Source organism: Bacillus sp. NS1, from assembly GCF_058248265.1.
The window spans coordinates 547,934-572,958 of sequence record NZ_JBZAZF010000003.1 but is presented as its reverse complement, the minus strand read 5'-3'; the positions used below and the strand labels follow the sequence as shown (position 1 = coordinate 572,958).

Sequence of the window (25,025 nt, the reverse complement as noted above, 5' to 3'; positions counted from 1 at the left end):
GAGGAGAATCTGCATGAAAAATGCAAAACAAGAGTACTTCGAATTAGATCAAGAATGGGTTGAATTAATGATGAAAGCCAAAGAGGCAAATATCAGCCCGGAAGAAATACGAAAATATTTACTTTTAAACAAAAAGTCTGCTCATCCTGGTCCGGCAGCCAGAAGTCATACCGTAAATCCTTTCTGAATGTGCTATAATATCACAAGGAAGGTGATGACATTGATTGGCCAGCGTATTAAACAATACCGTAAAGAAAAAGGCTACTCACTATCAGAACTAGCTGAAAAAGCTGGGGTAGCGAAGTCTTATTTAAGCTCAATAGAACGAAATCTACAAACGAACCCCTCCATTCAATTTCTCGAAAAAGTCTCCGCTGTTCTGGACGTCTCGGTTCATACTTTGCTCGATGAGAAACATGAATCCGAATACGATGGTCAATTAGATAGTGAATGGGAGAAATTGGTTCGCGATGCAATGACATCCGGGGTATCGAAAAAACAATTTCGTGAATTTTTAGATTATCAAAAATGGAGAAAATCCCAAAAAGAGGAGTAGTGCCTGAGCAGAGGCACTGACTCCTCTTTTGTCAATCAACATAGAAACGGCCCAGTACATGATATACTGGGCCATCTTTTTTTTGCTGCTATTAATTTTTATCCTCACTGTGCGCCTTTTCATTTTCTTTCACGTAACCGTCTTTATCAGTATGTTCCTTTTTGATTGTCAAGCCATTCCATTGTGTCGCTTCAAATGAGAACTGAAGCTGAATGGAGTTGCCTTGATATTTATTTTGAACCATTAGACCGTTTTCATCTTTTGTTTTGTCGTCTTTGAATTGGATTTCCATTTGAACTTGATCGAAATCAGTTGGTGTTTTTGGAATACCATCATATTCAGGAGCGGTTTTACCGTCAATTGTTGCTACATTGACTTTACCGCTTGCATTTAAGAATTTAGGGTCAATTTGTTTTTTGATTTTTTCAGTAGCCGCTGCATCATTCTTAGCGGACATCAAATACAAGTCCTTGAGATTGGCATCATCTAAAATAATATTTTTCGGGTATCCATTGCCGCCCTCTTTTCCAACTGTCAATAGAGTCACTTCAAACTGGCTGAGAAAATCTTCTGCAGATGTATTGCTGCCGCCGTTTGCTTTAAATTCACCGTAATTCAGTGCCATTAATACTTCTTTGATCGCAAGTGAGCCGTTATTTTCAAAATGGAAGTCTTTCGTCAATTTGTCTCCCGGCTTTAGATTTGACAGGTTAACACTCGCTGAATTTTCTTTAGCAGATAAATCAAGCGTACCTGACGCAAAAGTAGCATCCGTCGATTTAATGTCGTTAAATGCTGCCCATGTTCCTCCGCCAACTAAAGCTAATCCTAGTGCCGCAGAAGCAACTCCTAAACTTAATTTCTTTTTCATACCCATGGCAAACTCCCCTTTTATTGAATGATATTATATCGAAACCTGTTGCCAGGTTTACAACTGATGTTAAGTGGACATGGTGCTGTCCTTTGCATCTGTTTCCAAGGCTTTTGTCTTTCTTTCAATTTCTCTAATAGCACTGCTGATCGTCACAAAAGCGTACACCAGCAGCATCACGCCGGGAACAATCAGTAAAACAGCAGTTCCGATCGGCTGACTGGCAAAATGAAGCATATAGCCGGCATATGGAAGCTGAAAACCTGTATATTGCGCGCGGACATTTTCATCCGATACAAGCGCTGAATCAGCTGCTGCATTATTGTCCCCTTTTGTTTTAAATAACAAATGGTCTCCTTGCTTCGTTATGTCAACAATCCTGTGGGTGACCGCCGTATTTGCATCCTGCATAAATGTAATGACGTCACCCTTTTGGAGCTCCTTCTTATCAGTGATCTCTTTGACCAATATTAAGGAACCTGTGTTGAACTCCGGCTCCATTGAACCTGACAATACTGATTTTAGCGTGTATCCAAACACTGCCGGCTCTCCCCCGGATGAACGCGTTGATATCACGACAAGTGTCAGCACAATAATGAGAGTAAAGATGATCACGTAGAGAATATTACTGATCAGCTTCATTGCTTTTTTCATCCTCTTCCCCGCTTTCTTTCTGAACTGATTGAGTTTCTTTTTCTTCTGTTGCCGCTTCTTGAGATGTATCTTCTTTATTTGATTTATCTTGATCCTTTTGTGATGTTTCCTTCTCCTTTTTGACGGCCGGCTTTGTTTCTTTTTTCGGAACCGTCGGTTTTTCATCGCATTTTGCAAGCGTCATAGGCTCTGACCACTCAAATGTACGGCCGTCTGCCGGATAGCCGGCCGGTTTGTAAATTTTAAATGCAAAAATGCCCGGTTTCATTTTTTTCTTCGTTTCGATTTTATAAAGTGAATCGCCGATTTGTTTGGAAACGAACCCTTTTTCGATCACGTTCCCATCCTTTAACGGTTTGCGGGCATTTTCCAGCTTATGAAGCTCCCACTCCCACTTTGATGTCCTAAGTTTCTCGCCTGTATTTTCGAGCTCAGCAAATAGAGCGACAGGTGAGCATACAGTACCTTTCGTATTCGTTTGATCTGACAGGTGCAAATCACTCTGATCCCATCGTTTATCATAATGGCAGTTTTTATCTGTATGCTGAAAGTCTGTACACGTTTGAAGCGAGACATCAAATGTTTCAATATCATGAAAAGCAGCGCTTGTATCACCGGAAAATTGCAGGCATATCGCGGCAGTCAGACTGAAAATGACTGAAAGCTGAAAAATGAGCAGAACTTTCAGTTTCGTCTTCGCCTTCTGCTGATTGCGAAACAATCGAAACATATCTTACCTCCTGTAAAACACTGTCACTTGATATAACGATCGTTCTTTTTAAAGAACCACACAAATAGAGTATAATCAACGTTTAATTGATTGAAAAACACCAAAAACGTTCATTTTGTTCGTTTAAAAGAATGTTTTCATCATATTACAAAGTCTTACTCAGTATTGCTCACCTTTTTGATTTTTTTGAAATTTTTGGGATTGTTATGTGAGAAATTAAATGCATAGCCAATTATGATTTGGTAATAATACACAAAGAAAGGGTGACAGCATAATGATCAAACAATGTGTGATTTGTCTTTCTCTTCTCGTTTTCGGTAACTCTGCCGTTCACGCAGAAGAAGCACCGCTTGTGACCGCCCGACACATGTCCAAATGGGAAGAGCTTGCAGTCAAAGAAGCAAAAAAAAGGTACCCGCTCGCTCAGGTACTGTTCAAACAAAAAGTATGGGACCGCAAAAGAAAAGATGAAGCAGTGAAGCAATACCATTTAACTCTGAGGGAAGGGTCAAAGGAATTCGGCGTATTTGTGACGATTTCATTTGATCCCTATAGCCAAAAGGTCAATAAAATTGCCATATTAGAAGAATATCAATAAGGTCCTCCATTTTTTGAAGGACCTTATTCGTTACATTTGCTATTATTTTTTCCGTTTCATCCATAGCCTGAAACCATAAGGTAAAATACCGAACCAATGCTGTGAAGCGGGAGTTTTAGTTTCTCTCCGCACCTCTTTTCGTTCTTTTCGCTCATCTTTCGGAGTATCTATATATTTGACAAATTGCTGAGTCATATATTTGACATAATCATTCGTTTTCACGTGATCACCTCATCATTCAATTATTATGAAGTGTTGGCTCACATGACTTTTTTTATACCTATTCTCTGCTTTATTCTGTCCACCTCAGCAGCTTTTTCTGTTTTTGATCAAACACGATCTGTACAGATCTTTCTGTTCCAGACTCCGTCAACGCTTTTAGGTTGATTTCTTTTTGCTCTTTTATCGATGTATCGTGAATGTAATAAGAAACCTGTCCATATGGAAACTGCTGCGAACCCTTTTGGCCTCTCCGTTGCTCAAGAACATGCCGAATTGATAGAAGCGCGCCATTCTGAAGCAAATTCTCTCCTGTGTAAAACTCTTTTGTTTCCTTTTCAAACATGCAGCGTGAAACATATTGAGCAGCAGTAAAGTTTACGATCAGCAGCACCAGCGCAGACACAAAAAGAACAGCTGGATAAATAAACCCTTTCGAACGGTACATTTATCCTCCTCCTAAAGATGTATAAATCGGAAAAGCAGTTTGATACACTTTTTGGCTTTCACTCTCAATTTTCAGCAAAACAGCACCATTTTTAATATCGGCTCTCATGGCTGTAATATGATCTAGAATCGGAACATGGCCTTTGCCATCTACCCTTTTTCTTATCATCGATTGATAGGTTTCAAAACGGATGTCTTGCCCAGAAGGATTGGTACAGATCAACACGCTCCCATGCTCAGCTGTCTTGACTGCGTGTGACTGCTTGCACTCGTTCATCATTTGTTCCACCGAAATCATCCATTCCTGCTGTGTGAAAGCGTCATGTTCCTGCTGCCGTGACAAAAAAAGATGGAAGATCGTAGCTAACGATCCTGATATGAGCAAAAAGACGGAAAGTGAAAATAATACGTTAAGAAGCGTATAGCCAGTCTGTCCGCAGAATGCTGAGGCAAAATGGTTTTTCTTTATAAGCTGCTGCTGAGATGCATACGTTTTGATATTCCCGCTCCTCCTCCCACTTTAGCGTATAGTTATTATTGTTAGTCGTAACCGTTTTTTCCTCAGTTCCTTCACCTGTCATCATATATTTGCTAATGCTTTCATTCATCATCTGGTAGCCTATTTCTCGAGATTCCGCCATATTTTCATCAGCTATCAGCTTGTTCCACAATGGAACGACTGTCAGCAGCAGAAACAGCCATAGACTTAGCGCAGACATTGTTTCTATTGTTGAAAAACCTTTATTTTCTCTCCACATTGACTCTCCCGCTCCCTAAATAAACTGTTATGTCATAAGCGGCATGCCCTTTTACTCGTATTTTCCCGCCTGCATTCGGGTGTCCTTTCTCATTAAATTCCAAACGGTCTTTTAATGTCTGCGGTTCTATAGAAAGTCCCGTGGCATACGGACGTTCAATTACCGTATCCCCCATAACTAATTGATATTCTTTTCTCTGAAAGAGAATTTTTGTTCTTTGATGACTGGAAATTGCAGTTTGCTGTGCAAGCATAATATCGTTTTTCAGCTGCCATGCTGCCTGACGGACAGCTGTGTTGTCATAAGCAGGAGGAAGTGTGGTAAACACGGCAATCAAGAGGATAGAGGCGAGGCTTAACACAAGCAAACTTTCTAAAAGGGTAAATCCCTCCTCCTCGTTTAATTTACTGTTCAACCTTAACTTCCCCGCCAGTGATGATAATGTGCTTTCCATTTGGACAAACTGCATACTTTTTCACATAGCCCTCTGATTGTAAATCAGCGAGACTCGGTGTCTGTCCTTCATGATCAAGCTCAAATGCAGTCATTTGTGCCTTAATCATGTTTTGCAGGCCTTCACACCCCTTCTTTTGAATGGTTTGATTATGTTTCGTGACGTTCGGTATCGTAATTAAAAGCAAGATCGAAATAATAAAGAGCACAATTAACATTTCAACAAGTGTAAATCCTTTCTCATTCATCGGCCTCTTCCTTTCACATTTGATTCATCATCTGATACATAGGTAAAAGCATGGATAAATACACAATTAAGATCATCGCTGCAACAAATCCATAAATCATAGGCTGAAGGATGCCTGTCCATTTTTGGGTCTTGTGCTCCAGCCGCTGCAATATGAACTGGCTGTATGTGAAAAGCTCCCGATCGAGGCGGCCGCTCAGCTGGCCGTGAGATATCACTTTTGAAAAATCATTTTCATAAAAAGGGCTTTCACAAATAGCGGTTTCAATTGATTCACCAGCTTTTAGCCGTTCAATCACTTGTTCAGCCTCGCAGCGGTAAAAAGGAAGAAACGTTTGATGTTTAAATGCGTTAAGGCTGTCATAAATTGAGAGACCTGATTGTAAAAGGCTGCTTAGCTGCAAAGAAAAAAAGTAGCTGTTAAACAGCCTGACAAGGTTTCCAACCAAAGGAATTCTGATACAAATAAGCATTTGCCGGACAGGTGATTTTTTCTTAAACACAAGCCAATAATAAAGCCCGAAACCTGCTGCAAAAAGAGCCAACAAAATGATTACAAGATCAATATGCTGAAAAATAGCAAAAAGCATGTCAGTGGAACGTGTGGTTTCCATATTCATCGATTGATAAATACCGGAAAACTGAGGAATAATGATAGACTGTAACATATAAAACATGACAGCGACTGTGAAGATGAGGAAAAGCGGATATCGCAGCACCCTTTTCAGCTGGTCTGCCTGTGCAATTTTTCGTTCAAGCAGCTCCCCGCTCTGGATCATGGAAGCAGGCAGTTCACCATGTGTTTCAGCAAAATAACAAATACCTACGGCTTCCTTATGAAATGACAAACTCTTTAATACTTGATAAAACGGAGCTCCTTCTCTCAAACGAGTGATCGCGTCAGTCAAGTCAGCCGCCTGCTTCTTATTCATCTGAAGTTCCATCAGGCGTATTCCATCCAGAAGCGTATATCCGCCCGCCGTCATTTCACCGAGCCGCTTCAATAACTGGGCTTGATCCTTTAACGGCCAGGTTTTTCTAATCTGTTTCATGATAAACCCACCGGTCATAGTTGTTTGTCGTCAAGTAGCCGAGTGCAATTCCTTTTCTGATAATTTGACGTAGCGTTTGATATTGGTAATTTGCATGATTTCCTTTTGCCTCCTGAATACATTGTTGAAGATTTTTTCCGTAAAGGAGCTCATACACGCTTGCTCTCCTGGTGTTTCGTGACTGGCGGCAATACACTGATGAACATCTGTTTTCACAAAACGGGCAAGCCAAATCAACCAAGCGCTGAGCCGCTATTGCAATCACAGTCTGTTCGATTTCATTCATATTCACACCGAATTCAAGCAGTCTGTAAATCGCACCCTTCGCATCTCTCGTATGAAGGCTCGTCAGCACCAGATGCCCCGTCATCGCTGCCCGAACCGCAATTTTAGCTGTTTCCGCGTCTCTAATCTCACCTAAAATAATCATATCCGGGTCATGACGCAAAATAGCCTTCAGCCCTGCGGAATATGTCACACCGGCTTTTTCATTCACCTGCACTTGAAGAACATCCTCGTCCCTTGTTTCAACAGGGTCCTCCAGTGTGACAATATTTCGATTAAAGTGTTTTTTTGCATATTGAACAAGAGAGTATAATGTGGTGGTCTTCCCTGAACCAGTCGGTCCGGTAAAAATGAGCATGCCATGGGAATGTTTTAAAAATGAGAGTAAAGTGGCTCCAGTCTTCGGAAATAACGACAGTTTATCAATCGAAGGGATATGGTATTGAGGCATCACTCTGATCACGAGGCTTTCTTCATTAATTGTGGGGAGCGTTGACATTCTTAAATGAACATTTCCCTCTTCAAGCTTTAGCGTAAGCGACCCATTTTGTGGCTTTCGCCTTTCCCCTATATCCATCGCTGAGAGAAATTTAAAATGTGAAATCAATCTTACGCACTCTTCTTTTTTCATGTTCCTTTTTTTCAGTAGGGCATGATCAACCCGAAAATGAATGATGGCGTCCCGCTCCCTCGGTACAATGTGAATATCAGAAGCCTTTGTTATATATGCCTCTTTAATCAAGGTTCTGCTTATCTTTTCTATTGAATCCAATTTGATTCCCTCTCCTTTCAATGCGTATTGTAGAAAAAGAAGGACCGGTAATCAAACAGGGAAAAAGTGATTTCTTGAGATGTTATATGTAGAAAAATCAATTCCTGCTGGCAGAAACGATTGTTTCAGCTGAATGTACCTCATTGATTTCATTATTTTCTCAATAAAAAAGCAGGCATGATAATCATCATGCCTGTTCACTCCATCTTTCATTATGCTGATTTTGAAATTTCACTTAATGCTTCTCCGGCTTTTTGATCAGTATCCTTCTCAACTGAAAGATCGCCTAATGCAACAATACCGGCAATTCGTTCGTTCTCAATAATCGGTAAACGGCGGATTTGGTGCTCTGCCATAAGCTGCCCCGCTTCTTCAGCAGACATATCAGGATGGCCGGATACGATGTCAGTGCTCATGATGTCACTTGCATTTGCATCCATCTGACTTTCAGCTAAGCATCTCGTCACAATATCCCGATCAGAAACAATCCCCTGAAGTGTGCCATTTTCACAGATAGGAATAGAACCGACATTGGAGTCTCTCATCTTTTTCGCTAGTTCCGTGATTGAAGCGGTTGGTTCACAGCATTCTACATTCTTTGTCATGATGTCTCTTATTTTCATTTCCATTCCTCCTTTACCGTATTCTATTTATTCTTTATCCGCTGCACAAAAAATGAAACCTCCTACAGTGTCCGCCTTTTTCGAGATTTCTTCTTCCGCTCCTGCAGCATATCTCCCGTCCAGCCTTTCTTCTTCAAGTATAGGTAGATCAGGACTGTAGACGTGAAAATCAATAAGAGAGAAAAGAGATATCCGTATTTCCAATTCAGCTCAGGCATCACTGAAAAGTTCATCCCCCAGAGGGCACCGAGTGCTGTAACCGGCGTAAAAAGCGTCGTGAAAATGGTCAGCGCTTTGAATATTTCATTTCCCCTGTGAGAGGTAATGACTTCCTCTGAATGCAACAGACTATTAAGCTCCCCTTCAAATTCATTAATGTATGTAAACCCCCTGTCAATTTTGAGTTGTATCCGCTGATAAACCTTTTCCCCTTCATTTTGGGGCAAAAAGGTTTCTTTCAATGCCATTTCAATTTTTTTAGTGCTTAGGATTAAGTTTTTCCAGACCATCAGCTCATGGTGCAGGAGATGGACACGATTTAAAATGCTTTTGCTATTATCGTCTTTGATTTGCCACCTGAGCTTTCTCAGCTTTACTTCAAATTCATCTAAACCGATTAGATACACATTCATTAACTCGCCGAGAAGGATCAAAAATCCCTCCATGGTACTATCCGCTCTTTCCATTTGCTGGACAACTTGTTTTCCCTTAATCCCCTTCAAAATCGAAAAGTCAAAGTTAATTGTGAAAAAATATTGCCTAGTTATATAAAAGTGAAAAACGGTATGGTCTTTTTCCTCACCCAGCCCTTGATCATATACAATCGAGCCAAACACCGCTTCATTTTCCCTTTCAGTCGTGTCTACGCGCAAAAAATTAATATGATGGTTATTTTCAAACCACTTTTCACACTGAGGCCAGTGAGAAAAATGGATCAGATCTCTCGCCTTATTTCTTTCCTGGGGGCCCATTTGGTACCAAAACCAATCCTTTCCCGTATGTGCCTTCATGTCAAGCTCCTCCAAACTTTTGTTCTTTTATTCTTTAATTGCCCAATAAAGGCATCACTAAACCATGCAGCCGCTTCTACGCATGTTTTGCGAATAATTTCAGGTGGTATGGAATGTAGAAAGACATCGGAAAAGGGAGGTGCATGCCTTCCTTGGAGAAGGCAATTGTTTTGGAATTTATCAATTTACTAGCAGTCGCTATTCTTATTTTGTTAACAGGATTTTTTGTTGCCGCAGAATTTTCAATTGTAAAAGTGAGGCGATCCAGAATTGATCAGCTTGTCGCAAAAGGAAAGAAAGGTGCTAAAGCGGCAAAGCATGTCATCACTCACCTTGATGAATATTTATCAGCCTGTCAGCTGGGTATCACAGTCGCAGCTTTAGGACTGGGCTGGCTTGGGGAACCGACTATGCAAACTCTGCTTCGACCGCTTTTTCATAAAGCAGGCTTAAATGAATCTCTGACCCACCTTCTTTCACTTGTCATCGCCTTTTTAACGGTGACATATTTAAACGTCGTCATCGGGGAGCTGGCGCCTAAGAGTTTCGCCATTCAAAAAGCAGAAAGCATTACATTGATGCTCGCCAAACCGCTTATTTGGTTTTATAAGATCATGTTTCCATTCATTTGGCTGCTGAACCACTCTGCCCGGTTGATTACAGGGGCGTTTGGGCTGAAGCCGGCATCAGAGCATGAGCTGGCGTATACGGAGGAAGAGCTGCGGGTTCTTTTGGCTGAAAGCTATAAAAGCGGTGAAATCAAAAAAAGTGAATTAAAATACATGAATAATGTCTTTACCTTTGATAAGCGAATGGCAAAGGAAATCATGGTGCCGCGAAATGAAATGGTCAGTTTGTCACTTGATGAAGATGCCATCCCAAATCTGCAGGAAACAGTGAAGCAAACAAAATATACCCGGTACCCAGTTGTCAGAGAGGATAAAGATAATGTCATTGGCGTAATCAATATGAAAGAAGTGCTGTTTTCAATGCTGTCGAAAGATTTTTCACTTAAAAAGCAGCAAATTAAACCTTTCATTCAGCCTGTTATCCACGTTATTGAGACCATTCCTATTTATAAATTACTGCTTAAAATGCAAAAGGAACGCACTCATATGGCGATCCTCATTGATGAATATGGCGGGACTTCCGGTTTGGTCACTGTCGAGGATATTATAGAAGAAATTGTAGGAGAAATCCGCGATGAATTTGATGCAGATGAAGTGCCTCATATCCGCGAGCTCGGAAAGGATCACTACTTATTAAATGCAAAATTATTAATCAGCGATGTAAACAATCTGCTTGGAACGGATTTATCAGACGCAGAAGTGGACACCTTGGGCGGCTGGTTTCTGACACAAAACATAGACGCCGAGCCTGAAAGTGTCATTGAATATGACGGCTACTCATTTAAGGTAAAAGACATCGACAGCCATCACATTTTATTTATAGAAGTAAAAAAAGCTGAATAGCCCGAGGGAGGCTGTTCAGCTGCTTTACTTCAGGATGAACATGGTGATACATCAACACTCTTCTATTTTAAATCCTTTATTGGCCAAGGCTTTAGCAAGACTTTGCTCGGTTTTTACATTCGAAAAATCCAGCCCCAGCTTCACCACGGTTTGGGCAATTTCAGGTCTGATACCTGAAATAATTGTCTCAATGCCAAGCAGTTTAGTGCTGTCAATCACTTTAAAAATTTGATAGGCCACCATTGTATCGACGATTGGAACGCCCGAAATATCTAAAAATAAATACGAGAGCTTTAACGCTGAACACTGCTGCAGCACCGACTCCAAAATCGTCCTCGCTCTGTACGTATCAATTTCACCGACAAGCGGAAGAATCCCTATTCCCTCAGAAATCGGCATAATCGGCGCACTCAATTCATTAATCATTTCTTTTTGCGCGTTTAATTGTATCATGGTGACCTGGTAGTATTCTTCAGTAAACACTTCGATGATCTCATCAATGGTTTGATTCAAAATCTGGCTCCACTCACAAATGTCCTGAATGCTGATTTCTTGAGATGAGGCTTCGCTGAACTTCTGAATCCATTCAAACATGATGTGTCTGAAGGTGTTAAATTGGCCGACACTTTCTGTTACAGTCACTTCATGAACGACACGGTCTCTCGCACATTGAAGAGACCATCGATTGAGCTCATCCTTTACGTCATCTGCTTTTTTAAGGGATTTCGCCACGATGGTCACTAATGATTCGTGCTGCTCTTTTAACTTTTGTTCTAATTTTTGCTGGTCTTTAGCGTTATGCAGCCAGCTTCCTTTTGACGTACAAGTTTCCAGCCATTGTTTCATAATATCTTCTTTGTGCTCTGTAACATGCTGATCAAGAGCTATCATCTTAATGAGCTACCTCCTGTTCTTTTGAAAAAATTTATGCTTCATATGTATAACGCGTCTGCCTCTACACATACTATGTTTACATTCAATGGGCTATAGCCAAGCGGTAAGGCAATGGACTTTGACTCCGTGATCGTTGGTTCGAATCCAGCTAGCCCAGTTTCTGAACAGGTGAAAAACCGAAGATAAGCTGATTCGTATAAAATCAGCGGATCTTCGGTTTTTCATCATCATGCAGATTGATGAACTGTTTTCTTCTTCGATAACTTCAACAGCTCTCCCGGATTATAACCAATTACCAGCTTTTTGTTGTCTACAAGAATCGGACGTCGCAAAAGCTTCGGCTTCTCGATTAAAAGTTCCAGCACCTCATTTACCGTCATCTCTTCGATGTTTAGATTTAAATTTTTGAAGGTTTGGCTTCTTGTCGCTAAAATTTCATCAATTCCTTCTGTCGTTAATGATAAAATGTACCTTAATTCTTCCACTGTCGGGGTTTCTCTGAATAAGTGCCGTTCGTTAAATTCGATTTGATGCGCTTTAAGCCAATGTTTTGTTTTTCGGCATGACGTGCAGCTCGGATATGAGTAAAAAATTAATTGTTCCATTCGTTTTTTTCCTCCTCAGTTAACCATCTCTTTGTAGAATAACTACCCGGATCATTTTTTCTTTAAACCATTTACAGAACTTTTTTTCGGATTATTTTTAAAAACCATTCATATAATAGAAAACGCAATCAAAGGAACAAATTCCATTTGTATATCAATAATGAAAATGTTTACATTTATAGGTGTGATCTATTATAATAACAGTCAGAGGGACTCTCGGGAGGGGATAAAAATGAATCGCATGTTCCGGGTGCTGGGATTTTGGACGGGAATTTTTGCAGTCATGTTTTATTTAGGTGATATGAAAGATGCTTCCCTTTTATTTTTTGGACAGACGATCTTATTTGTATTCCTATCGTATTTGAACTTAACTGAACGCATGTATATTTATATTTTCGGGGCATATTTAACAATTTTCTTCGCCGGCTTTACATATTACTCGATTTTTATTATGGTGCCCGGCGGCGGAGGGCATTAAATGCAAAAAGAGACAAACCTTATCGGTTTGTCTCTTTTTTTACAATGAAAACCCATTTAAAAACGGATTTTGATCCTGCTCTGTCTGCACGTCTGTTTCAGGGCCATGGCCGCTTAACACTAGCGTGTGCTCCGGCAGCGTAAGCAGTTTTTCATGAATGGAGGTCAGCAGCGTCTCTTGATCGCCGCCTATCAAATCCGTACGCCCTATGCCGCCTTGAAACAGGACATCTCCGGAGATCACCAAGTCTGCATCCTTCACGTAGTAAGAAACACTGCCTGGCGAATGTCCCGGCGTAAATAATGTTTCCAAATGAAACGGTCCGATATTCAGCTCACCGTCTCCTTCAATCAGATGATCTGCAGGCTTAGCTGTGACTTCTATCCCTCGCAGCATACCGGAGCCGTTTAAAGAGGCATCCGTAAGCCAATTCTTTTCATTCTGATTTAGGTAAACAGGGATATCCCATTTTTCTCTCACTTCATCAAGCGCCCCTATATGGTCAAAATGGGCATGTGTAAGCAAAATGGCTAAAGGCGTCAGCCCTTTTTCTTTTATGTATTGATTGATTTTATTTCCTTCGCCGCCCGGATCAAAAATCAGGCATTGATCATCATTGATGAGAAAATATGCGTTCGCTTGAATCGGCCCTACTGGCATCCGTCTCCATTTCACTTATATCACCTCTTTCTTTTTTATGCTCTTATTATGAAGGTTTTTGAAAAAATATTCAAACAATCACAATGAAAACGCTATCGACAAACCTATAAAAAACAGGTAGAATAAAAATGGAAAGGATTGCAGGTTTTTCAATGTAAAGGGGGCTGCGTATGTTACTTGTCGTGATTTTCGGCCTTGTCGCTCTTTTCGCTTTATGGGGAGTCTTGCGTTCTGTTAAAAATAGAAATATACTTGGATTTTTATTGGCCGGAGCCACCTTATTTGTCTTTGGCTGGTTTACCGTGATGACCGTGATAAACAGCGGCTATCCAACCGCACATTAAAACCTGTATCCGATCGGATACAGGTTTGTTTTTATTGCTGTAAATGTTTATTGACACTTTCTATTTTGCTTTCAAGCGTCGTTTTTTTGTCACGCCTGTCATCGATGCGGATATTGGTCGCCACTCTGTGCAGCCCTTTTTGAAACGGCGCTTCGTGAATTGCCTGAATGACTGTGAAAAGGTCACTGAGTTCTCCCTCGATCAGCGTATTCATCGGTGTCAGCTGATATTTGATTTTCCCTTCAGCTTTATACTCTTCTAAAATCTTTTGCACATCGGCCACGTAAGCACTTACACTAGGTGTTTCGGTACCGATTGGGATAATGGTTACATCTGCGATAGCCATCGTTATTCCATCTCCTTTTGATCAATGATGAGTTGCTTCATTTCATGTGATTTCAAAAAAATGAACTGCTCAAAATGAAAGCCGTATAATGCATATTTCCCGTTCGGAGATATTTGAATCGGCTCCATTTCCGGCAGAGAGAAAAGATCTTTTGCCTTTCCCGATGCCGTATTGACAGCTGCAAGCTTATATGCATCGCCGCTTTCTTTAAACGTATAAAACAGGCCTTTTGCTTCATCATAGTCATACTCCATCGGAGCCAAACTTGTATATTTCGTTTGGAGCGGCCATTCCGCTGTAACTGGCGATTTTGTTTGTGGCGTTTTAAACTGATACGTCCCTTTATCTCCGGAAGCTGATTTGACGGTAAAACTCATTTGATGGAAAGAATCCAAGAAAAGAACGTCGTCCTCGAGCTTCTGTTCCGCTTTGGTTACTGTATCGAACGTATATAAAGGCCCTGACTTATCGTCTCTTCCCTCTTTTACATAATCAAACGTGTTTTTGGATGTCCAGTGAATAAACGGAACCTGCACCGGACTTAAGGAAGACTTGTCTTTTTTAGCATCCACCTGATATGTATGGAAATCCCAGTTTTCAGTGAATACCGTGACCATTATTTGATAAGGATCATATTGATTCCAAGCAGCCTCAAGCTCATACGTTTCGTAATCTTTTTGGTAAAGCGTCTCTCCATTTGCATTAAGCAAAACCACTGCCGTCTTTTGGCTGTGCGTGATTTGCAGCAGAATCATCTGCTTCCTCGGATTGATTTGAACATCAACGATTTGACCATCCGTTTGATAGAGCTTTTTCGCTGTACCGGTAAAGATGCGGTATGCAAAAAGCTCCGTTTTCGTCGGATCAGACGCGGTATATAAAATTGTGCTGTTATTAAGCCATCCTTCTGCCCCGTCTGCTTTTTCCGCGGAAAGCGGTATGATGTCCTTTTCCTCATCTTTTGCCGCCGATGCCTGTTTTTGCTGCTGATGAGATGGTTCGCATGCCGATAAACTAAACAGCAATGCCGACAGCAGAATGAAACAAACTGATCTCATCAGCTTCCCCTCCGATCATCTTTATTGTCTCATATTTGTTTCGGCAGAAAAAAGAAAAAGTTTCAGTTACTCATGAAAAAATAACGCCCTCCACAAAATGCCGTTTGTGGCGTTATAAATATGTGAAAACTGCTGAAACGGTAAAGGATTTTGGCCTTTTCCAAGTTCCACCGTATACCCTTCTTTAAAATAATGGTGAATAAACCAATCGCGAAATCCCGCATAGCTGTCTATATCCCTTATTCCTTTATAAATGTTCCCGCTTAACTTCTCAAAATCCTTTATGACAGCAGCAGATTCTTCTGGCTCAAGGCCTTTATAGCCCCAATAAATTTCTTCTCCCTGAGTATGGAGAGCCAGCAGTCTGTCAGGCGGATTCTCCGTTATCAACCGGTACATCGCAATGGATTCCGGCTCCGTAAGCGGAGAGATTCCCGGAAAATCGCGGTAGCTGGGTGCTGCCGGTTTGCGGTATTTTTCAATTTCCCATAACGACGGAAATTGTTTATTTAAATCGACCCCGTTTATGTTCGCCTTCCATTCATTAAAATTCGGACGATGTTCATTTAGCCTTTCAAGTTCATCTTTCCTGGCTTCCATGCCTTCTGATCCGTTCAAGACAAGATCAACACCATCAGGATTAACAAGAGGTACGAGAGACAAGGATGTGCTGCTGAACAGCTTCATGGGAGAGTAGCCGAATAAAGGCGAGTTGCAGCATAATGATATACAGTATTCCTTAAACCATTTCAGCAGGACAGACGTTGTGATCCACTCATTCGCATGAAATGAGGCGTTCATATGGACCTTTTTTTCGGCATGGTCCCCACCAGTCTTCAGCTCCCAGATTGGCCTGCCGAGTACTGAACGGCCGATTTCCCGGCATGAGACAAACGGAAACACATCAATGATCTTCTTTATTTCCTTTTCAACAGCTGTATCATCATAAATTTTTTCTTGCTCGACCCAGTTATCAGAAAGGTCCAGCTGCCGATGCTGTAAAAAGCTCTTTATGTCCTGGATAGTTTGAAACTCCTTATCGTTACGCTCTTCAATCATATAACCAGGACAATACAATTGATGTTTCTGTGCCGAGCGATTTGCAGTTCTAAGCAAATCCTCGTCTATCTTCAACTCTCTCGCCACTCTGGACAAATTGTGCTTGATCTCAGGTTTCACCGTAATAAACGCCATCATCATCCCCCTTTTTGTTACTATATGACAGCGTGTTTAAAAAAAGAAAGCCTCCCGCTCACTTTGATGCGGGAGACATTGTGATTACGATGCCTGATCAAGCATTTGTTCTTCTTTTCGTTTTGGCGAGTTGTCCAGCCTTTTCTGATCATAAAATCGTAACAAATCCCCATAAATGATTTCATCAGAAAGTGATAGCTCCTGTTTTGCTTTATCAGCAAATGCTTCACATTGTTTTGCCTCTTTTAGCGGCTTTCCGGTCTCTTTGTCATAACAAGCACCATCTGTATAAACGATCTGATCCGTAATAAAGCTCCCGTCCCGTAGTACCGTAAAGTCCAGTTTTTCATCTGATAGCAGATCGTTTCCGAATTGAATGTGATCTTTCGTATCAATTCCTAAAAGATTCATCAGTGTCGGCCTGATATCAATCTGCCCTCCTACTGTTTGAATGGTTTGCGGCTTTTTATCGGTAATACCGGGAATATGAATGACAAGCGGCACTTTTTGGAGCTGCACTTCTTCAAATGGTGTAATCTCTTTCCCTAAAAACTGTCCCATCGCTTCATTATGGTTTTCCGATATCCCATAATGGTCACCGTATAATACGATAATAGAGTTGTCGTATAACCCGTCTTCTTTTAGCTTTTCGATAAACCGTTTCAGCGCCTCATCCTGATAGCGCACAGTCGGGAAATATTTATTTAGCGTCTGGCTGCTTGAATCATATTCATCAATCAATTGATCCTCTTCATCAAGATCAAACGGGAAGTGGTTCGTCAGTGTGATCAGCCTCGAGTAAAACGGCTGAGGCAGATTTTTCATCAGCTCTGAAGACTGCTCAAAAAATTCTTTATCCTTCAGTCCCCAGCCGACTGAATTTTTATCAGTTACGTCATACGAGTTAATATCAAAAAACGAATCATATCCAAATGAGTCATACATTAAATCACGATTCCAAAAGCTTTTATTATTAGCGTGAAGCACTGCTGAATAATAACCGCTGTTTTTCAAAATTTCAGGTGCGGCCATGTATTGATTGCCCGCATTTGTAAAAAACACGGCACCTCGTCCAAGCGGATACAGTGAATTGTCCACGATAAATTCAGAATCTGATGTTTTCCCCTGGCCGGTTTGGTGGTATACATTATTGAAGTTGTAGCTCTGTTTTATAAAATCATTCAGAAAAGGTGTGATTTCTTCTCCATTCACCTTTTCATTAATCACAAAGCTTTGCGTCGACTCTAAAGATACGAGAATGACGTTTCTTCCTTTTGCAGCGCCGAATAAGCTTTTGTTGGCATCTTTCGCATTAGCGCTTACATAGTTTTCAATTTCCGTCAGGCTGTTACTGTCAGCCAATGCCCTTTGTGCAGACTGCTTTGACTGAAGAACACCATCGTAAATATGAAAATTGAACAGGCTGATGTTTTTAACAAGCATTTCCCTGTCAAATGAGCGTGTCAATAGCTGAGGTCTTTCCGCTTCAGACAAGCCTAAATTGAAGAAATAAACAGAAGCAACAAACAGAAAATATGCCGCCCGTTCATTTTTCGTGGAGGGAATGTCCGATTGAAAAGCTTTTTGCCGGATGTGAAGCCATATTAAAACCGCAATATCTACAGCCAATAAAAGGTCTGTCGGCTCAAGAAGAGTTCCGATGCTGCTTCCGAGATCACCCATGTTGCTCGTTTGAAAAAGGACAGGGATTGTTAAGAAATCATTGTAAAAACGGTAAAAAACCATATTAGCCAGCAATACAAACGTGACAAGACTGCTCATCGCAATAATGTAGCGATTTCTGTTTTTGCCTTTTAAAAACAGGCTGAAACCAAAGATGAGCAGCAAAAAGCTCAACGGGTTGATAAACAGAATAAATTCCTGCGTTAGATTGTCGATTTTAATATGAAAACTGGTTTTGTAAACAGCATACGTTTTCAGCCACATCAATAAAATGGCAATTAGCATAAATGAAATCTTCGAAAAAAACGTTTTTCGCATTTCAACCTCCTATGCAGCACGCTCAAAAAATCAGTCTATTCCCAACATTCTCATTAACACATCAAATTAAATCTTAACCTGAACATAACAAAAAATCAATTTCATTTACACAATTTTAACAATTTTGGTGTTTCAGCCATTCATTTTTAGCGATCCAAGCGCCTCCGATTACGCCGGCATCATTCCCAAGTGCTGCGATTGAAATATCAGCCGCTTCGGCTGCCCGCGGAAATGCGCATTTGCGGAATGTTTTCTCGACTTTTGATCTCAGCAGTTCTCCTGCTCTCGATACGCCGCCGCCAATAACGATTTTTGACGGATTAAGCGAGCTTGCCAAATTTCCCAGCACCAAACCAAGATGCTTGGCCACATAATCAACCACTTCAAGGGCCATTTCGTCATTTTCACCCGCTGCTTCAAATACATCCCGCGCTGACAATTGTTCAGTTGCTTTTAAACGTGTCGTCTGCTTAGCATTTGCCATTTTCTCTTTTGCAATTCTTACAATTCCCGTTGCCGACGCAATCGTTTCAATACAGCCCGTTTTGCCGCAGTTGCAAGGCGCCCCACCTTCAGGAATGCTGCAAATATGGCCGATTTCCCCGCCGGCGCCATTTATGCCATGTACAATTTCGCCATTTACAATGATGCCGCCGCCAACTCCTGTGCCAAGTGTCACGAGAATGACGTCTTTCGCGCCGTCACCCGCTCCCTTCCACATTTCCCCGAGCGCAGCAATATTCGCGTCGTTTTCTATCACAGCCGGGATGCCGGTTTCTGTCTCCAGATGGTTCTTTAAAGCATAGTTTTTCCACCCCAGATTTACCGTTTCATAAACAACTCCTGCTGCCATATCTACAGGTCCTGGTGCGCCCATTCCGATGTATTTGATGATATTCTTCGGTTTTTGCAGCTCATCCAGTTTGCTGTCGATTGTTTTTGCGATTGTAACTGTAATGGTGTCGCCGGTTTTATCAGTTGGGACTTCCCACTTATGCTGAATTTCACCATATTGATTAATAAAAGCGAGTTTAATCGTCGTTCCTCCCAGATCAATGCCCGCAAACCATATCTCGTCCATTTTTATCACCTTAGCCTTTACATAAATCTCTTCCGTTTTTTTGTTTGTTCCAATTCTTTTCGAAGGACCGCTGCCGCTTCGGCCCACTGCTCCTTCTCGATCATGTGGTTCATGTATAATTCCTTTAATTCATCTAGCATAAACTCAATTTCAAGCTCTCTGTCCCCAAAGTAAATAATGTGGCCAAACGTTTTTAATAGCTGCTGCACATCATAAAAAGTATTCATTTTCCTCACCATTCTTGATCTTAACTATCATTAGCGTATTCATATGGAAGCGGCCAGTCAAGAAGAAAACGCTGACAAAAAAGCCAGCCCCCTCCTTGGCATCCTTCCTTATCATTCTTTATTGTTTTCAATTTGCTGCTGCAGCTCTGTGTAGCGCTGCTTCTTCGGCTTCAGTTTTACAGCCGACTTGATAGCCTTTTCGGCTTGACCAAGCTCATTTTTTTCCGCATACAATAAGGCTAAATAATAATATGAGGCATGGTCTTTAGGGTCTTTTTTTACCGCTCTTTCCAAAAGGGAAACCGCCTGATCATATTCGCCGAGTTGAATATCAGAAACAGCCAGGATTTTTAATAGATCGCCTGAGGCATCTTTTCGCTCCGCTTCTCCGTTGAGCAGATCCGTTACTTCTTCATACTTTCCATCCTGATACAGCTCGTTTGCCTGCTGAATCAGCGCTGCCTCCTGGTGGGAAGGGGAATGCAGCCCGTAATATAAAAATCCGGCCGCCAAAGCAATCAGTATAACTGCTGACAACACTCTTTTTCCCAAGGCTCGGGCTTTGGGAAATCCCAGTGCGGCAGCTGCGAAAAAGCCGCCAATCAAGCCGCCGATATGTCCCGAATTGTCAATATTCGAAACCGCAAAACCAAAGCCCAGGTTGATGATAATAATGACAATAATATTGGTTCCAATGGTTCTTAAAAACATTTTCCGATTTGACAAAGCTACATACAGCAGTGCGCCTAAGCATCCGAATATGGCTCCTGAGGCGCCTGCTGAAGGGTACGGGCTGAACACAAAGCTTGCAATCGAACCCGTAATGCCAGCGGCCAGATAAATCAACAGAAATCTGCCCGATCCGTACATGCGCTCAACCGCTGTACCGACCGACCATAAAGCCAGCGTGTTAAACGCTAAATGCGCAACCCCGATGTGAAGCACAATCGGAGTCAGAAGCCGCCACCATTCTCCCGCTGCAATCAGGCTATTTTCCTTTGCTCCAAAAGCGACCAGTGTCTCCGTATTTGTACTGCCCCCGTTTAGTTCAAGCAAGAAAAACATCAAGACCTGAAGCGCGATGAATAAATATGTAAAGATTGGTTTTCCAGTTTGAAAAACCGCCGCTTCATTTTTCCTCTGTTCTTCTTGTTTCAGCACTAGCGAAAGGAAGCGTTCTCTCGCCATTTGCAAGTCTTCAAACGAATTACGGGCTTCTGTGCAATCTTCTGCATGAAATGATGGAAAAACAGCTTGAAGATCATCACGAAGCATCGTTCCCCTCACGATCGCCGGTTCAACCGACACAGTTCCGTTCTCAAGAGGCTTTTCTGCAATCTCTTCCCAGTCATCAACAGGAGCTTCCGCTGAAAAAAATACATTCAGCAACTTCATCTTGCGTCTGCCAAGTTGCTTTCTGACTTGTTCTACTCGTTCAGCCTGTTCTTCGATATCTCTTGCCATTTCTTGACGGAAATCAAGGTCATGCTTGTAAAGGCGAATCAGATCATGAGAGGACTTGTCCGGTGCTTCCAGCCATATTTCATCTGACTCACCGGCTTGTATGACGCCATACCCGTTTTTCACTAGGTGCGCCGCGATTTTCCAATATGTATACTCCAGCAAATACATGTTTACCGCTCCAATGGTTTTTTCTCATTATAACAGCTGGCGCTCCGAACGCCTACTGAAAGCAAAAAATCCCGTTTTTCACGGGATTTTAGAAAGCTTGCTGTATAAACTTATTACGGATAAATGGAATTCTTAAAAAGAGATGGATAAAAGACCGTCTGATTCCCGGCTGGCTGAGTACGGTATTCATAAGACGGTAGCGATTTTGATAAAACATGACGGCAGAAACAGCAAAAATAGCATAAATCATAAGTTTTTTCATTATATCCCTCCTGCCAATAGGGTTTGTCATTCTTTCTTATTTATTCTTGAACAAGGAGCAGGAAAGTTATGAAAAACAAGAAATGATCTGATCCTCCGTTATCAGCTTATGTACTGGGATGTCATGCGGCAGACGGGGAACGTGTGCAAACAGCTGGCATTCCAAAAGTAATGAGGCTGTCTTCCCTTTATAATCGCTTAAATAACGGTCATAATAGCCGCCGCCAAAGCCAATCCTAAACCCATCAGTATCGAAACAAACACCTGGAACGATTATCAAGTCAATTTGTGATGGTTTCACTTCTTTTGTTTTTTCGATCACCGGCTCAAGAAGTCCGGCGTAAACGGTTTCGAGCTGAGCATCAGTCTGATATGTGCGGAATTGCATTTTCTTCGTGCCCGGGTCGCATTTTGGAATACAAACTTGTTTCCCTTCTTTCCAAGCCTGCTCAATGACGGGACGCGTCGGTATTTCCACCCCTCTGGATATGGTGACGGCAATGGTCCTGGCATTTTGCCACTCCGGCAGTGAAAACAAAAGTTTGTACATACGTGCTGTTTTTCGAATAAGATCTTCACTTGATACAGCAGATAGTGCCTCCATCGTCTTTTTTCTTAATTGTGATTTCATCTCTCATCCCCCTCGGAATAGAAAAAAAGCCAGAACCTTTTTCAAAGCTCTGGCTTTTTTCTCACACCTCAAACAGCTAGGCTGTTATTTTGTTTCACGGTGTAACGTAGATTTTTTATCACGTGGGCAATATTTTTTAAATTCAACGCGGTCTGGATTGTTGCGTTTGTTCTTTTTAGAAATATAGTTACGCTCACCACATTCAGTGCAAGCCAAAGTAATATTAACGCGCATTATTTTCCCTCCAAACTAAAATCATTTACTTATTCAGACTTATATATAATACCACTATAATGGACGGAATGCTAGGCTGTTTTTCAATGAATTGCTGAATTATTGATGATACGCTTATAAAGCTGCAAATATGATTCCGTAATGAGCCGAGGATGGTGGAGTTTGATCACTTGTTGTCTGCCGGCTTCTTTTATCCGGCAGGCCTTTTCCCGATCTATTAATAACCTGTTCAGCAGATCAGCAGCTTCCTGTACACGCGTAAATTCAATGGCGATTGCCGTTTTGTCATGAACGGCATAGTCACAAAAGCCACCCGACTGAGAAACGGCAGTCAGCACACCTTGTTCCATGCTTTCTTGCGCGGCAAGCCCAAACGGTTCATAAAAACTAGGGAAAACAGCCATTTCACAGCGAGACAGAAATGCTCTGATGTCCCTTCTATGCATAAATGGCAGGAACATAACACGGTCCTCTACGTTCAATTCCGCAGCCAATTTCTCATAGGAGGACAGAGACGGCCCTTCCCCAGCCAGTACTAAATGCAGGTCAGGCTGGCGCTGTCTCAAGATAGCAAACACCTTTAACAGCTGAGAAAAACCTTTTTCAGGAACAAACCTGCCAAATGAAAATAGAAACCTTTTATTCATACTCCGTGGAATTTGCCTCTTTTCTTCCTCCATAGATGCAGGACTCGGGATAACAGTTGGTTTTTTACGTGCAATCTTATCAAGAGCCCGTTTCATAAAGGTGCTTAATACAATCAGTTCATCAGCGGAATTTATAAGGAGCCGTTCGGTCTGAAGTCTGTATGGGTGCGGTGCTTCTTGGCACACCTTCTTTCTTTCGCTTTCAAGACCGTGGATTGTCGCAGCAAGCGGAAGACCAAGACGCTTTTTCAAATCATGGGCAGCAGGGGCTGTCATGTCGTCATGGGCGTGAATTAGATCAAAGCGTTCATTGCAAGATAACACATCCTGAATCATTGTAAAGTTGGCATCAGCTATAAAATCTTCAAACTGCGCATATGAAAACAGCCTCCTGCTTGGAGTACAAACCGTAATGTTGATATGCGGTTTTAAATAGGAAATGAGACGATTTAAATGGACACCGAGCCCGCTTTTCGGTTCATGAGGAAGTTCGAGTGAAAGCATGAGAATGTTCATCGTTCTTTTTCTCCTCTCCCATAACACGTATAGGCAGAAAATTGCTTCTCCCACGAGGTGAACACGTCCTCATTCTGAAAGCTGTTTATATCACTAATCCCATTTTCCGCAAGATAGATGTCCTCTGTATCTGCGAGCTTGAGAGAGACGTTCATTGAGTTAACAATTCTATATTCAGCCCGATATACAGCATCACCTGCCGCCCGTCCAATTGTCCATTCCCCTTTATGATACGTTGTGCGCTTTGTCCTGACAGCTTCAATGCCTTTTCTTTTAAGGACAATGCGCAATTCTTTTATCATATCCTGCGGCTTTTCGAAAAGCACCGCTTCAGCCAGCCGCATTGTTTCTTCCGGTATTTCCCATCGCACGGTCAAGGTGTGAGCGTTTTGAATGATCATGTCGAATGTGTCCCTAAAAAAAGAAAGCTTATGTCGTATATTATAGGGAAATGGGTATTTATCCATGGACTTCTAACATTCTCCTTTCCTATCGTTCACTCAGTGTTCCTATTAAACCATTACATAGAGAGGAAGCAAAGAAAGATTTCTCGACAAAATCTCGTTTTTTTCGCGAATTCCTTTAGAATCCATTGGTTTTATGGTATAAAAAAGAAGGATAAAAAAAGAATAGAAGGTGATGAAACGTGGAAATTGCTATTATTGCGTTGTTTATCGTCAGTATAGCGCTAATTGCATTCTCATATTCTCAAAGAGATCCGATGAAAGATGTAGAACAGGAGCTCGAAACGCTACAGCTTTCTGCGATGCAAGAAATTTATAAGCTCAAAAAGAAAATGACAGTGCTTGAGGAAGAATTACTGGAAACAAACCTTGTCATCCGCAAATCAAAGCATAGCGATATCAATCAAAAAATCGCTAAACAAATACTTTCTAAATATAATAACGGCATGTCCGCTGAAGCCATTGCTAAAGCTGAGCATGTATCAGTGGAAGACGTAAATACGATTATCAAAGATAACGAGAAGGTGCTCGTATGACAAAACGGGGCATTCAGGCATTTGCTGGCGGTATCATTTTAGCGACAGCCGTTCTTGCAGCTGTTTTTTATCTGACAGACGAAGATCAGGCCGCTGCTGTAAAAGAAAATAAAACAGTAACCGAACAAGACGTGAACAACTACCTTGATTCTAAAAAAATGGTTTCTGTTAACCGTGATGAATATCAAAAACTTCTCGATTCAAAAGAGAAATCCTTAAACGATGACAGCAGCTCAGACGCAAAAACAGACAAAGTCAAAACATACAAGCTCATCATTAAAGACGGCATGAGCACCGCAGATGTATCAGCTATTCTTGAAAAAGAAGGCATCATCTCCTCGGCTCAAGACTTTAATGACTATGTCATTGATGCCGGCTATCACAAAGAAATCCGCGCCGGTAAGTTTAAAGTAAAATCAGACATGAGTTTCAAAAAGATCGTAAAAACATTAACACGATAAAAAAACAG

At 41.5% G+C, this 25,025-nt stretch carries 35 protein-coding genes, 1 tRNA gene and 1 pseudogene; 9 read left to right on the top strand and 28 right to left on the bottom strand.

Translation table 11 applies throughout. From position 1 onward, the window contains the following. Nucleotides 1–13: 13 nt before the first annotated feature. Together sinI and sinR are read left to right on the top strand one after the other, a co-directional pair. Nucleotides 14–187, top strand: coding sequence for an anti-repressor SinI (gene sinI / locus AC4CV5_RS13405; RefSeq protein WP_166850897.1), 174 nt, complete (start codon nucleotides 14–16; stop codon nucleotides 185–187). A 33-nt stretch (nucleotides 188–220) separates the two neighbouring features. Further along, nucleotides 221–556 carry a transcriptional regulator SinR gene (gene sinR / locus AC4CV5_RS13400; protein ID WP_166850894.1) on the top strand — a complete coding sequence of 112 codons (336 nt, stop codon included), beginning with the start codon at nucleotides 221–223 and terminating at the stop codon, nucleotides 554–556. Nucleotides 557–647: 91 nt separating this feature from the next. Here the strand turns inward: sinR and tasA are convergent, their stop codons facing one another. The 3 genes from tasA to tapA form a co-directional block, all read right to left on the bottom strand. Then, nucleotides 648–1,433: a biofilm matrix protein TasA gene (tasA, locus tag AC4CV5_RS13395; protein ID WP_166850876.1), complete on the bottom strand. Its 786-nt coding sequence runs from the start codon at nucleotides 1,431–1,433 to the stop codon at nucleotides 648–650. A gap of 63 nt (nucleotides 1,434–1,496) precedes the next feature. After that, entirely contained in the window at nucleotides 1,497–2,069 is a 573-nt protein-coding gene (gene sipW / locus AC4CV5_RS13390) for a signal peptidase I SipW (protein ID WP_166854631.1), read from the bottom strand. Beyond that, nucleotides 2,053–2,811, bottom strand: coding sequence for an amyloid fiber anchoring/assembly protein TapA (tapA, locus tag AC4CV5_RS13385; protein WP_248601999.1), 759 nt, complete (start codon nucleotides 2,809–2,811; stop codon nucleotides 2,053–2,055). Before tapA ends, sipW begins: the two co-directional genes overlap by 17 nt. 271 nt (nucleotides 2,812–3,082) lie before the next feature. Between tapA and AC4CV5_RS13380 the strand changes: the two genes are divergently transcribed. Next, a complete protein-coding gene (locus AC4CV5_RS13380) occupies nucleotides 3,083–3,409 on the top strand; it encodes a YqzG/YhdC family protein (protein ID WP_222143412.1) in 327 nt (108 codons plus the stop codon). A gap of 42 nt (nucleotides 3,410–3,451) precedes the next feature. Here AC4CV5_RS13380 and AC4CV5_RS13375 read toward each other — a convergent pair whose 3' ends face one another. The 10 genes from AC4CV5_RS13375 to corA form a co-directional block, all read right to left on the bottom strand. Beyond that, on the bottom strand, nucleotides 3,452–3,631 hold the full coding sequence (locus AC4CV5_RS13375; RefSeq protein ID WP_166850851.1) for a YqzE family protein: 180 nt from the start codon (nucleotides 3,629–3,631) through the stop codon (nucleotides 3,452–3,454). Between the two features lie 70 nt (nucleotides 3,632–3,701). Continuing rightward, entirely contained in the window at nucleotides 3,702–4,076 is a 375-nt protein-coding gene (gene comGG / locus AC4CV5_RS13370; RefSeq protein ID WP_166850848.1) for a competence type IV pilus minor pilin ComGG, read from the bottom strand. After that, nucleotides 4,077–4,460, bottom strand: a complete 384-nt coding sequence (comGF, locus tag AC4CV5_RS13365; RefSeq protein WP_248602000.1) for a competence type IV pilus minor pilin ComGF — start codon at nucleotides 4,458–4,460, stop codon at nucleotides 4,077–4,079. It abuts the gene before it with no gap. Between the two features lie 25 nt (nucleotides 4,461–4,485). Beyond that, nucleotides 4,486–4,833, bottom strand: a complete 348-nt coding sequence (comGE, locus tag AC4CV5_RS13360; protein WP_166850846.1) for a competence type IV pilus minor pilin ComGE — start codon at nucleotides 4,831–4,833, stop codon at nucleotides 4,486–4,488. Beyond that, on the bottom strand, nucleotides 4,817–5,248 hold the full coding sequence (gene comGD, locus AC4CV5_RS13355; protein ID WP_166850843.1) for a competence type IV pilus minor pilin ComGD: 432 nt from the start codon (nucleotides 5,246–5,248) through the stop codon (nucleotides 4,817–4,819). Before comGD ends, comGE begins: the two co-directional genes overlap by 17 nt. Further along, nucleotides 5,238–5,534 carry a comG operon protein ComGC gene (gene comGC / locus AC4CV5_RS13350; protein ID WP_490922989.1) on the bottom strand — a complete coding sequence of 99 codons (297 nt, stop codon included), beginning with the start codon at nucleotides 5,532–5,534 and terminating at the stop codon, nucleotides 5,238–5,240. Before comGC ends, comGD begins: the two co-directional genes overlap by 11 nt. Before the next feature lie 13 nt (nucleotides 5,535–5,547). Next, nucleotides 5,548–6,585 (bottom strand): competence type IV pilus assembly protein ComGB, encoded by a 1,038-nt coding sequence (comGB, locus tag AC4CV5_RS13345; RefSeq protein ID WP_166850821.1) that lies wholly within the window; start codon nucleotides 6,583–6,585, stop codon nucleotides 5,548–5,550. Further along, nucleotides 6,572–7,642, bottom strand: coding sequence for a competence protein ComGA (gene comGA / locus AC4CV5_RS13340; protein WP_166850818.1), 1,071 nt, complete (start codon nucleotides 7,640–7,642; stop codon nucleotides 6,572–6,574). The genes comGB and comGA overlap by 14 nt, the downstream gene beginning before the upstream one ends. A 212-nt stretch (nucleotides 7,643–7,854) precedes the next feature. Then, nucleotides 7,855–8,265, bottom strand: a complete 411-nt coding sequence (locus AC4CV5_RS13335; RefSeq protein WP_166850815.1) for a CBS domain-containing protein — start codon at nucleotides 8,263–8,265, stop codon at nucleotides 7,855–7,857. Between the two features lie 62 nt (nucleotides 8,266–8,327). After that, nucleotides 8,328–9,275, bottom strand: a complete 948-nt coding sequence (corA, locus tag AC4CV5_RS13330) for a magnesium transporter CorA (protein ID WP_490922988.1) — start codon at nucleotides 9,273–9,275, stop codon at nucleotides 8,328–8,330. 143 nt (nucleotides 9,276–9,418) lie between these two features. On the opposite strand from corA, the gene AC4CV5_RS13325 reads away from it, so the two are divergent. After that, nucleotides 9,419–10,747 carry a hemolysin family protein gene (locus AC4CV5_RS13325; RefSeq protein WP_166850809.1) on the top strand — a complete coding sequence of 443 codons (1,329 nt, stop codon included), beginning with the start codon at nucleotides 9,419–9,421 and terminating at the stop codon, nucleotides 10,745–10,747. Nucleotides 10,748–10,798: 51 nt separating this feature from the next. On the opposite strand, the gene AC4CV5_RS13320 is transcribed toward AC4CV5_RS13325, so the two are convergent. Next, a complete protein-coding gene (locus AC4CV5_RS13320; protein ID WP_166850806.1) occupies nucleotides 10,799–11,638 on the bottom strand; it encodes an STAS domain-containing protein in 840 nt (279 codons plus the stop codon). A gap of 89 nt (nucleotides 11,639–11,727) precedes the next feature. On the opposite strand from AC4CV5_RS13320, the gene AC4CV5_RS13315 reads away from it, so the two are divergent. Then, nucleotides 11,728–11,798: transfer RNA gene (locus AC4CV5_RS13315), tRNA-Gln, on the top strand. Nucleotides 11,799–11,868: 70 nt separating this feature from the next. Here AC4CV5_RS13315 and mgsR read toward each other — a convergent pair. Then, nucleotides 11,869–12,246 carry a transcriptional regulator MgsR gene (gene mgsR / locus AC4CV5_RS13310; RefSeq protein WP_003226302.1) on the bottom strand — a complete coding sequence of 126 codons (378 nt, stop codon included), beginning with the start codon at nucleotides 12,244–12,246 and terminating at the stop codon, nucleotides 11,869–11,871. Between the two features lie 232 nt (nucleotides 12,247–12,478). Here mgsR and AC4CV5_RS13305 point away from each other — a divergent pair, with 232 nt between their 5' ends. After that, the gene (locus tag AC4CV5_RS13305) at nucleotides 12,479–12,724 is read left to right on the top strand and encodes a DUF2626 domain-containing protein (protein WP_003226300.1); all 246 of its coding nucleotides are present in this window, start codon (nucleotides 12,479–12,481) and stop codon (nucleotides 12,722–12,724) included. 39 nt (nucleotides 12,725–12,763) lie between these two features. Here AC4CV5_RS13305 and AC4CV5_RS13300 read toward each other — a convergent pair whose 3' ends face one another. Continuing rightward, the gene (locus AC4CV5_RS13300; RefSeq protein ID WP_490922986.1) at nucleotides 12,764–13,399 is read right to left on the bottom strand and encodes an MBL fold metallo-hydrolase; all 636 of its coding nucleotides are present in this window, start codon (nucleotides 13,397–13,399) and stop codon (nucleotides 12,764–12,766) included. A gap of 155 nt (nucleotides 13,400–13,554) precedes the next feature. Here AC4CV5_RS13300 and AC4CV5_RS13295 point away from each other — a divergent pair, with 155 nt between their 5' ends. Further along, the gene (locus tag AC4CV5_RS13295; protein ID WP_014114408.1) at nucleotides 13,555–13,728 is read left to right on the top strand and encodes a DUF2759 domain-containing protein; all 174 of its coding nucleotides are present in this window, start codon (nucleotides 13,555–13,557) and stop codon (nucleotides 13,726–13,728) included. Nucleotides 13,729–13,759: 31 nt separating this feature from the next. Here AC4CV5_RS13295 and AC4CV5_RS13290 read toward each other — a convergent pair whose 3' ends face one another. From AC4CV5_RS13290 to AC4CV5_RS13235, 12 genes and pseudogenes are all read right to left on the bottom strand, one after another. Next, the gene (locus AC4CV5_RS13290) at nucleotides 13,760–14,074 is read right to left on the bottom strand and encodes an MTH1187 family thiamine-binding protein (protein WP_019714973.1); all 315 of its coding nucleotides are present in this window, start codon (nucleotides 14,072–14,074) and stop codon (nucleotides 13,760–13,762) included. A 2-nt stretch (nucleotides 14,075–14,076) separates the two neighbouring features. Further along, on the bottom strand, nucleotides 14,077–15,132 hold the full coding sequence (locus AC4CV5_RS13285) for a YqgU-like beta propeller domain-containing protein (protein WP_456520324.1): 1,056 nt from the start codon (nucleotides 15,130–15,132) through the stop codon (nucleotides 14,077–14,079). 66 nt (nucleotides 15,133–15,198) lie between these two features. Then, nucleotides 15,199–16,329, bottom strand: a complete 1,131-nt coding sequence (locus tag AC4CV5_RS13280) for a M14 family metallopeptidase (RefSeq protein WP_222143413.1) — start codon at nucleotides 16,327–16,329, stop codon at nucleotides 15,199–15,201. A gap of 81 nt (nucleotides 16,330–16,410) precedes the next feature. After that, on the bottom strand, nucleotides 16,411–18,327 hold the full coding sequence (locus AC4CV5_RS13275; protein ID WP_490922984.1) for an LTA synthase family protein: 1,917 nt from the start codon (nucleotides 18,325–18,327) through the stop codon (nucleotides 16,411–16,413). 115 nt (nucleotides 18,328–18,442) lie between these two features. Continuing rightward, on the bottom strand, nucleotides 18,443–19,408 hold the full coding sequence (glcK, locus tag AC4CV5_RS13270; protein WP_166850797.1) for a glucose kinase GlcK: 966 nt from the start codon (nucleotides 19,406–19,408) through the stop codon (nucleotides 18,443–18,445). Nucleotides 19,409–19,418: 10 nt separating this feature from the next. Continuing rightward, nucleotides 19,419–19,635, bottom strand: a pseudogene (locus AC4CV5_RS13265) (YqgQ family protein). Nucleotides 19,636–19,746: 111 nt separating this feature from the next. Further along, nucleotides 19,747–21,267: a rhomboid protease YqgP gene (gene yqgP, locus AC4CV5_RS13260; protein WP_490922982.1), complete on the bottom strand. Its 1,521-nt coding sequence runs from the start codon at nucleotides 21,265–21,267 to the stop codon at nucleotides 19,747–19,749. A gap of 88 nt (nucleotides 21,268–21,355) precedes the next feature. Next, entirely contained in the window at nucleotides 21,356–21,529 is a 174-nt protein-coding gene (locus tag AC4CV5_RS13255) for a hypothetical protein (protein WP_087990719.1), read from the bottom strand. 66 nt (nucleotides 21,530–21,595) lie between these two features. After that, on the bottom strand, nucleotides 21,596–22,159 hold the full coding sequence (locus tag AC4CV5_RS13250; protein WP_490922981.1) for a 5-formyltetrahydrofolate cyclo-ligase: 564 nt from the start codon (nucleotides 22,157–22,159) through the stop codon (nucleotides 21,596–21,598). Nucleotides 22,160–22,243: 84 nt separating this feature from the next. Beyond that, nucleotides 22,244–22,393: a 50S ribosomal protein L33 gene (gene rpmG, locus AC4CV5_RS13245; protein ID WP_003153056.1), complete on the bottom strand. Its 150-nt coding sequence runs from the start codon at nucleotides 22,391–22,393 to the stop codon at nucleotides 22,244–22,246. Between the two features lie 83 nt (nucleotides 22,394–22,476). After that, the gene (locus tag AC4CV5_RS13240) at nucleotides 22,477–23,556 is read right to left on the bottom strand and encodes a glycosyltransferase family 4 protein (protein WP_166850786.1); all 1,080 of its coding nucleotides are present in this window, start codon (nucleotides 23,554–23,556) and stop codon (nucleotides 22,477–22,479) included. Continuing rightward, the gene (locus AC4CV5_RS13235) at nucleotides 23,553–24,023 is read right to left on the bottom strand and encodes a hypothetical protein (RefSeq protein WP_166850783.1); all 471 of its coding nucleotides are present in this window, start codon (nucleotides 24,021–24,023) and stop codon (nucleotides 23,553–23,555) included. The genes AC4CV5_RS13240 and AC4CV5_RS13235 overlap by 4 nt, the downstream gene beginning before the upstream one ends. A 179-nt stretch (nucleotides 24,024–24,202) precedes the next feature. On the opposite strand from AC4CV5_RS13235, the gene AC4CV5_RS13230 reads away from it, so the two are divergent. Further along, nucleotides 24,203–24,556 carry a hypothetical protein gene (locus AC4CV5_RS13230; RefSeq protein WP_003226272.1) on the top strand — a complete coding sequence of 118 codons (354 nt, stop codon included), beginning with the start codon at nucleotides 24,203–24,205 and terminating at the stop codon, nucleotides 24,554–24,556. Continuing rightward, nucleotides 24,553–25,017 carry an endolytic transglycosylase MltG gene (locus AC4CV5_RS13225; protein WP_490922980.1) on the top strand — a complete coding sequence of 155 codons (465 nt, stop codon included), beginning with the start codon at nucleotides 24,553–24,555 and terminating at the stop codon, nucleotides 25,015–25,017. Before AC4CV5_RS13230 ends, AC4CV5_RS13225 begins: the two co-directional genes overlap by 4 nt. The last annotated feature ends 8 nt before the right edge of the window (nucleotides 25,018–25,025 follow it).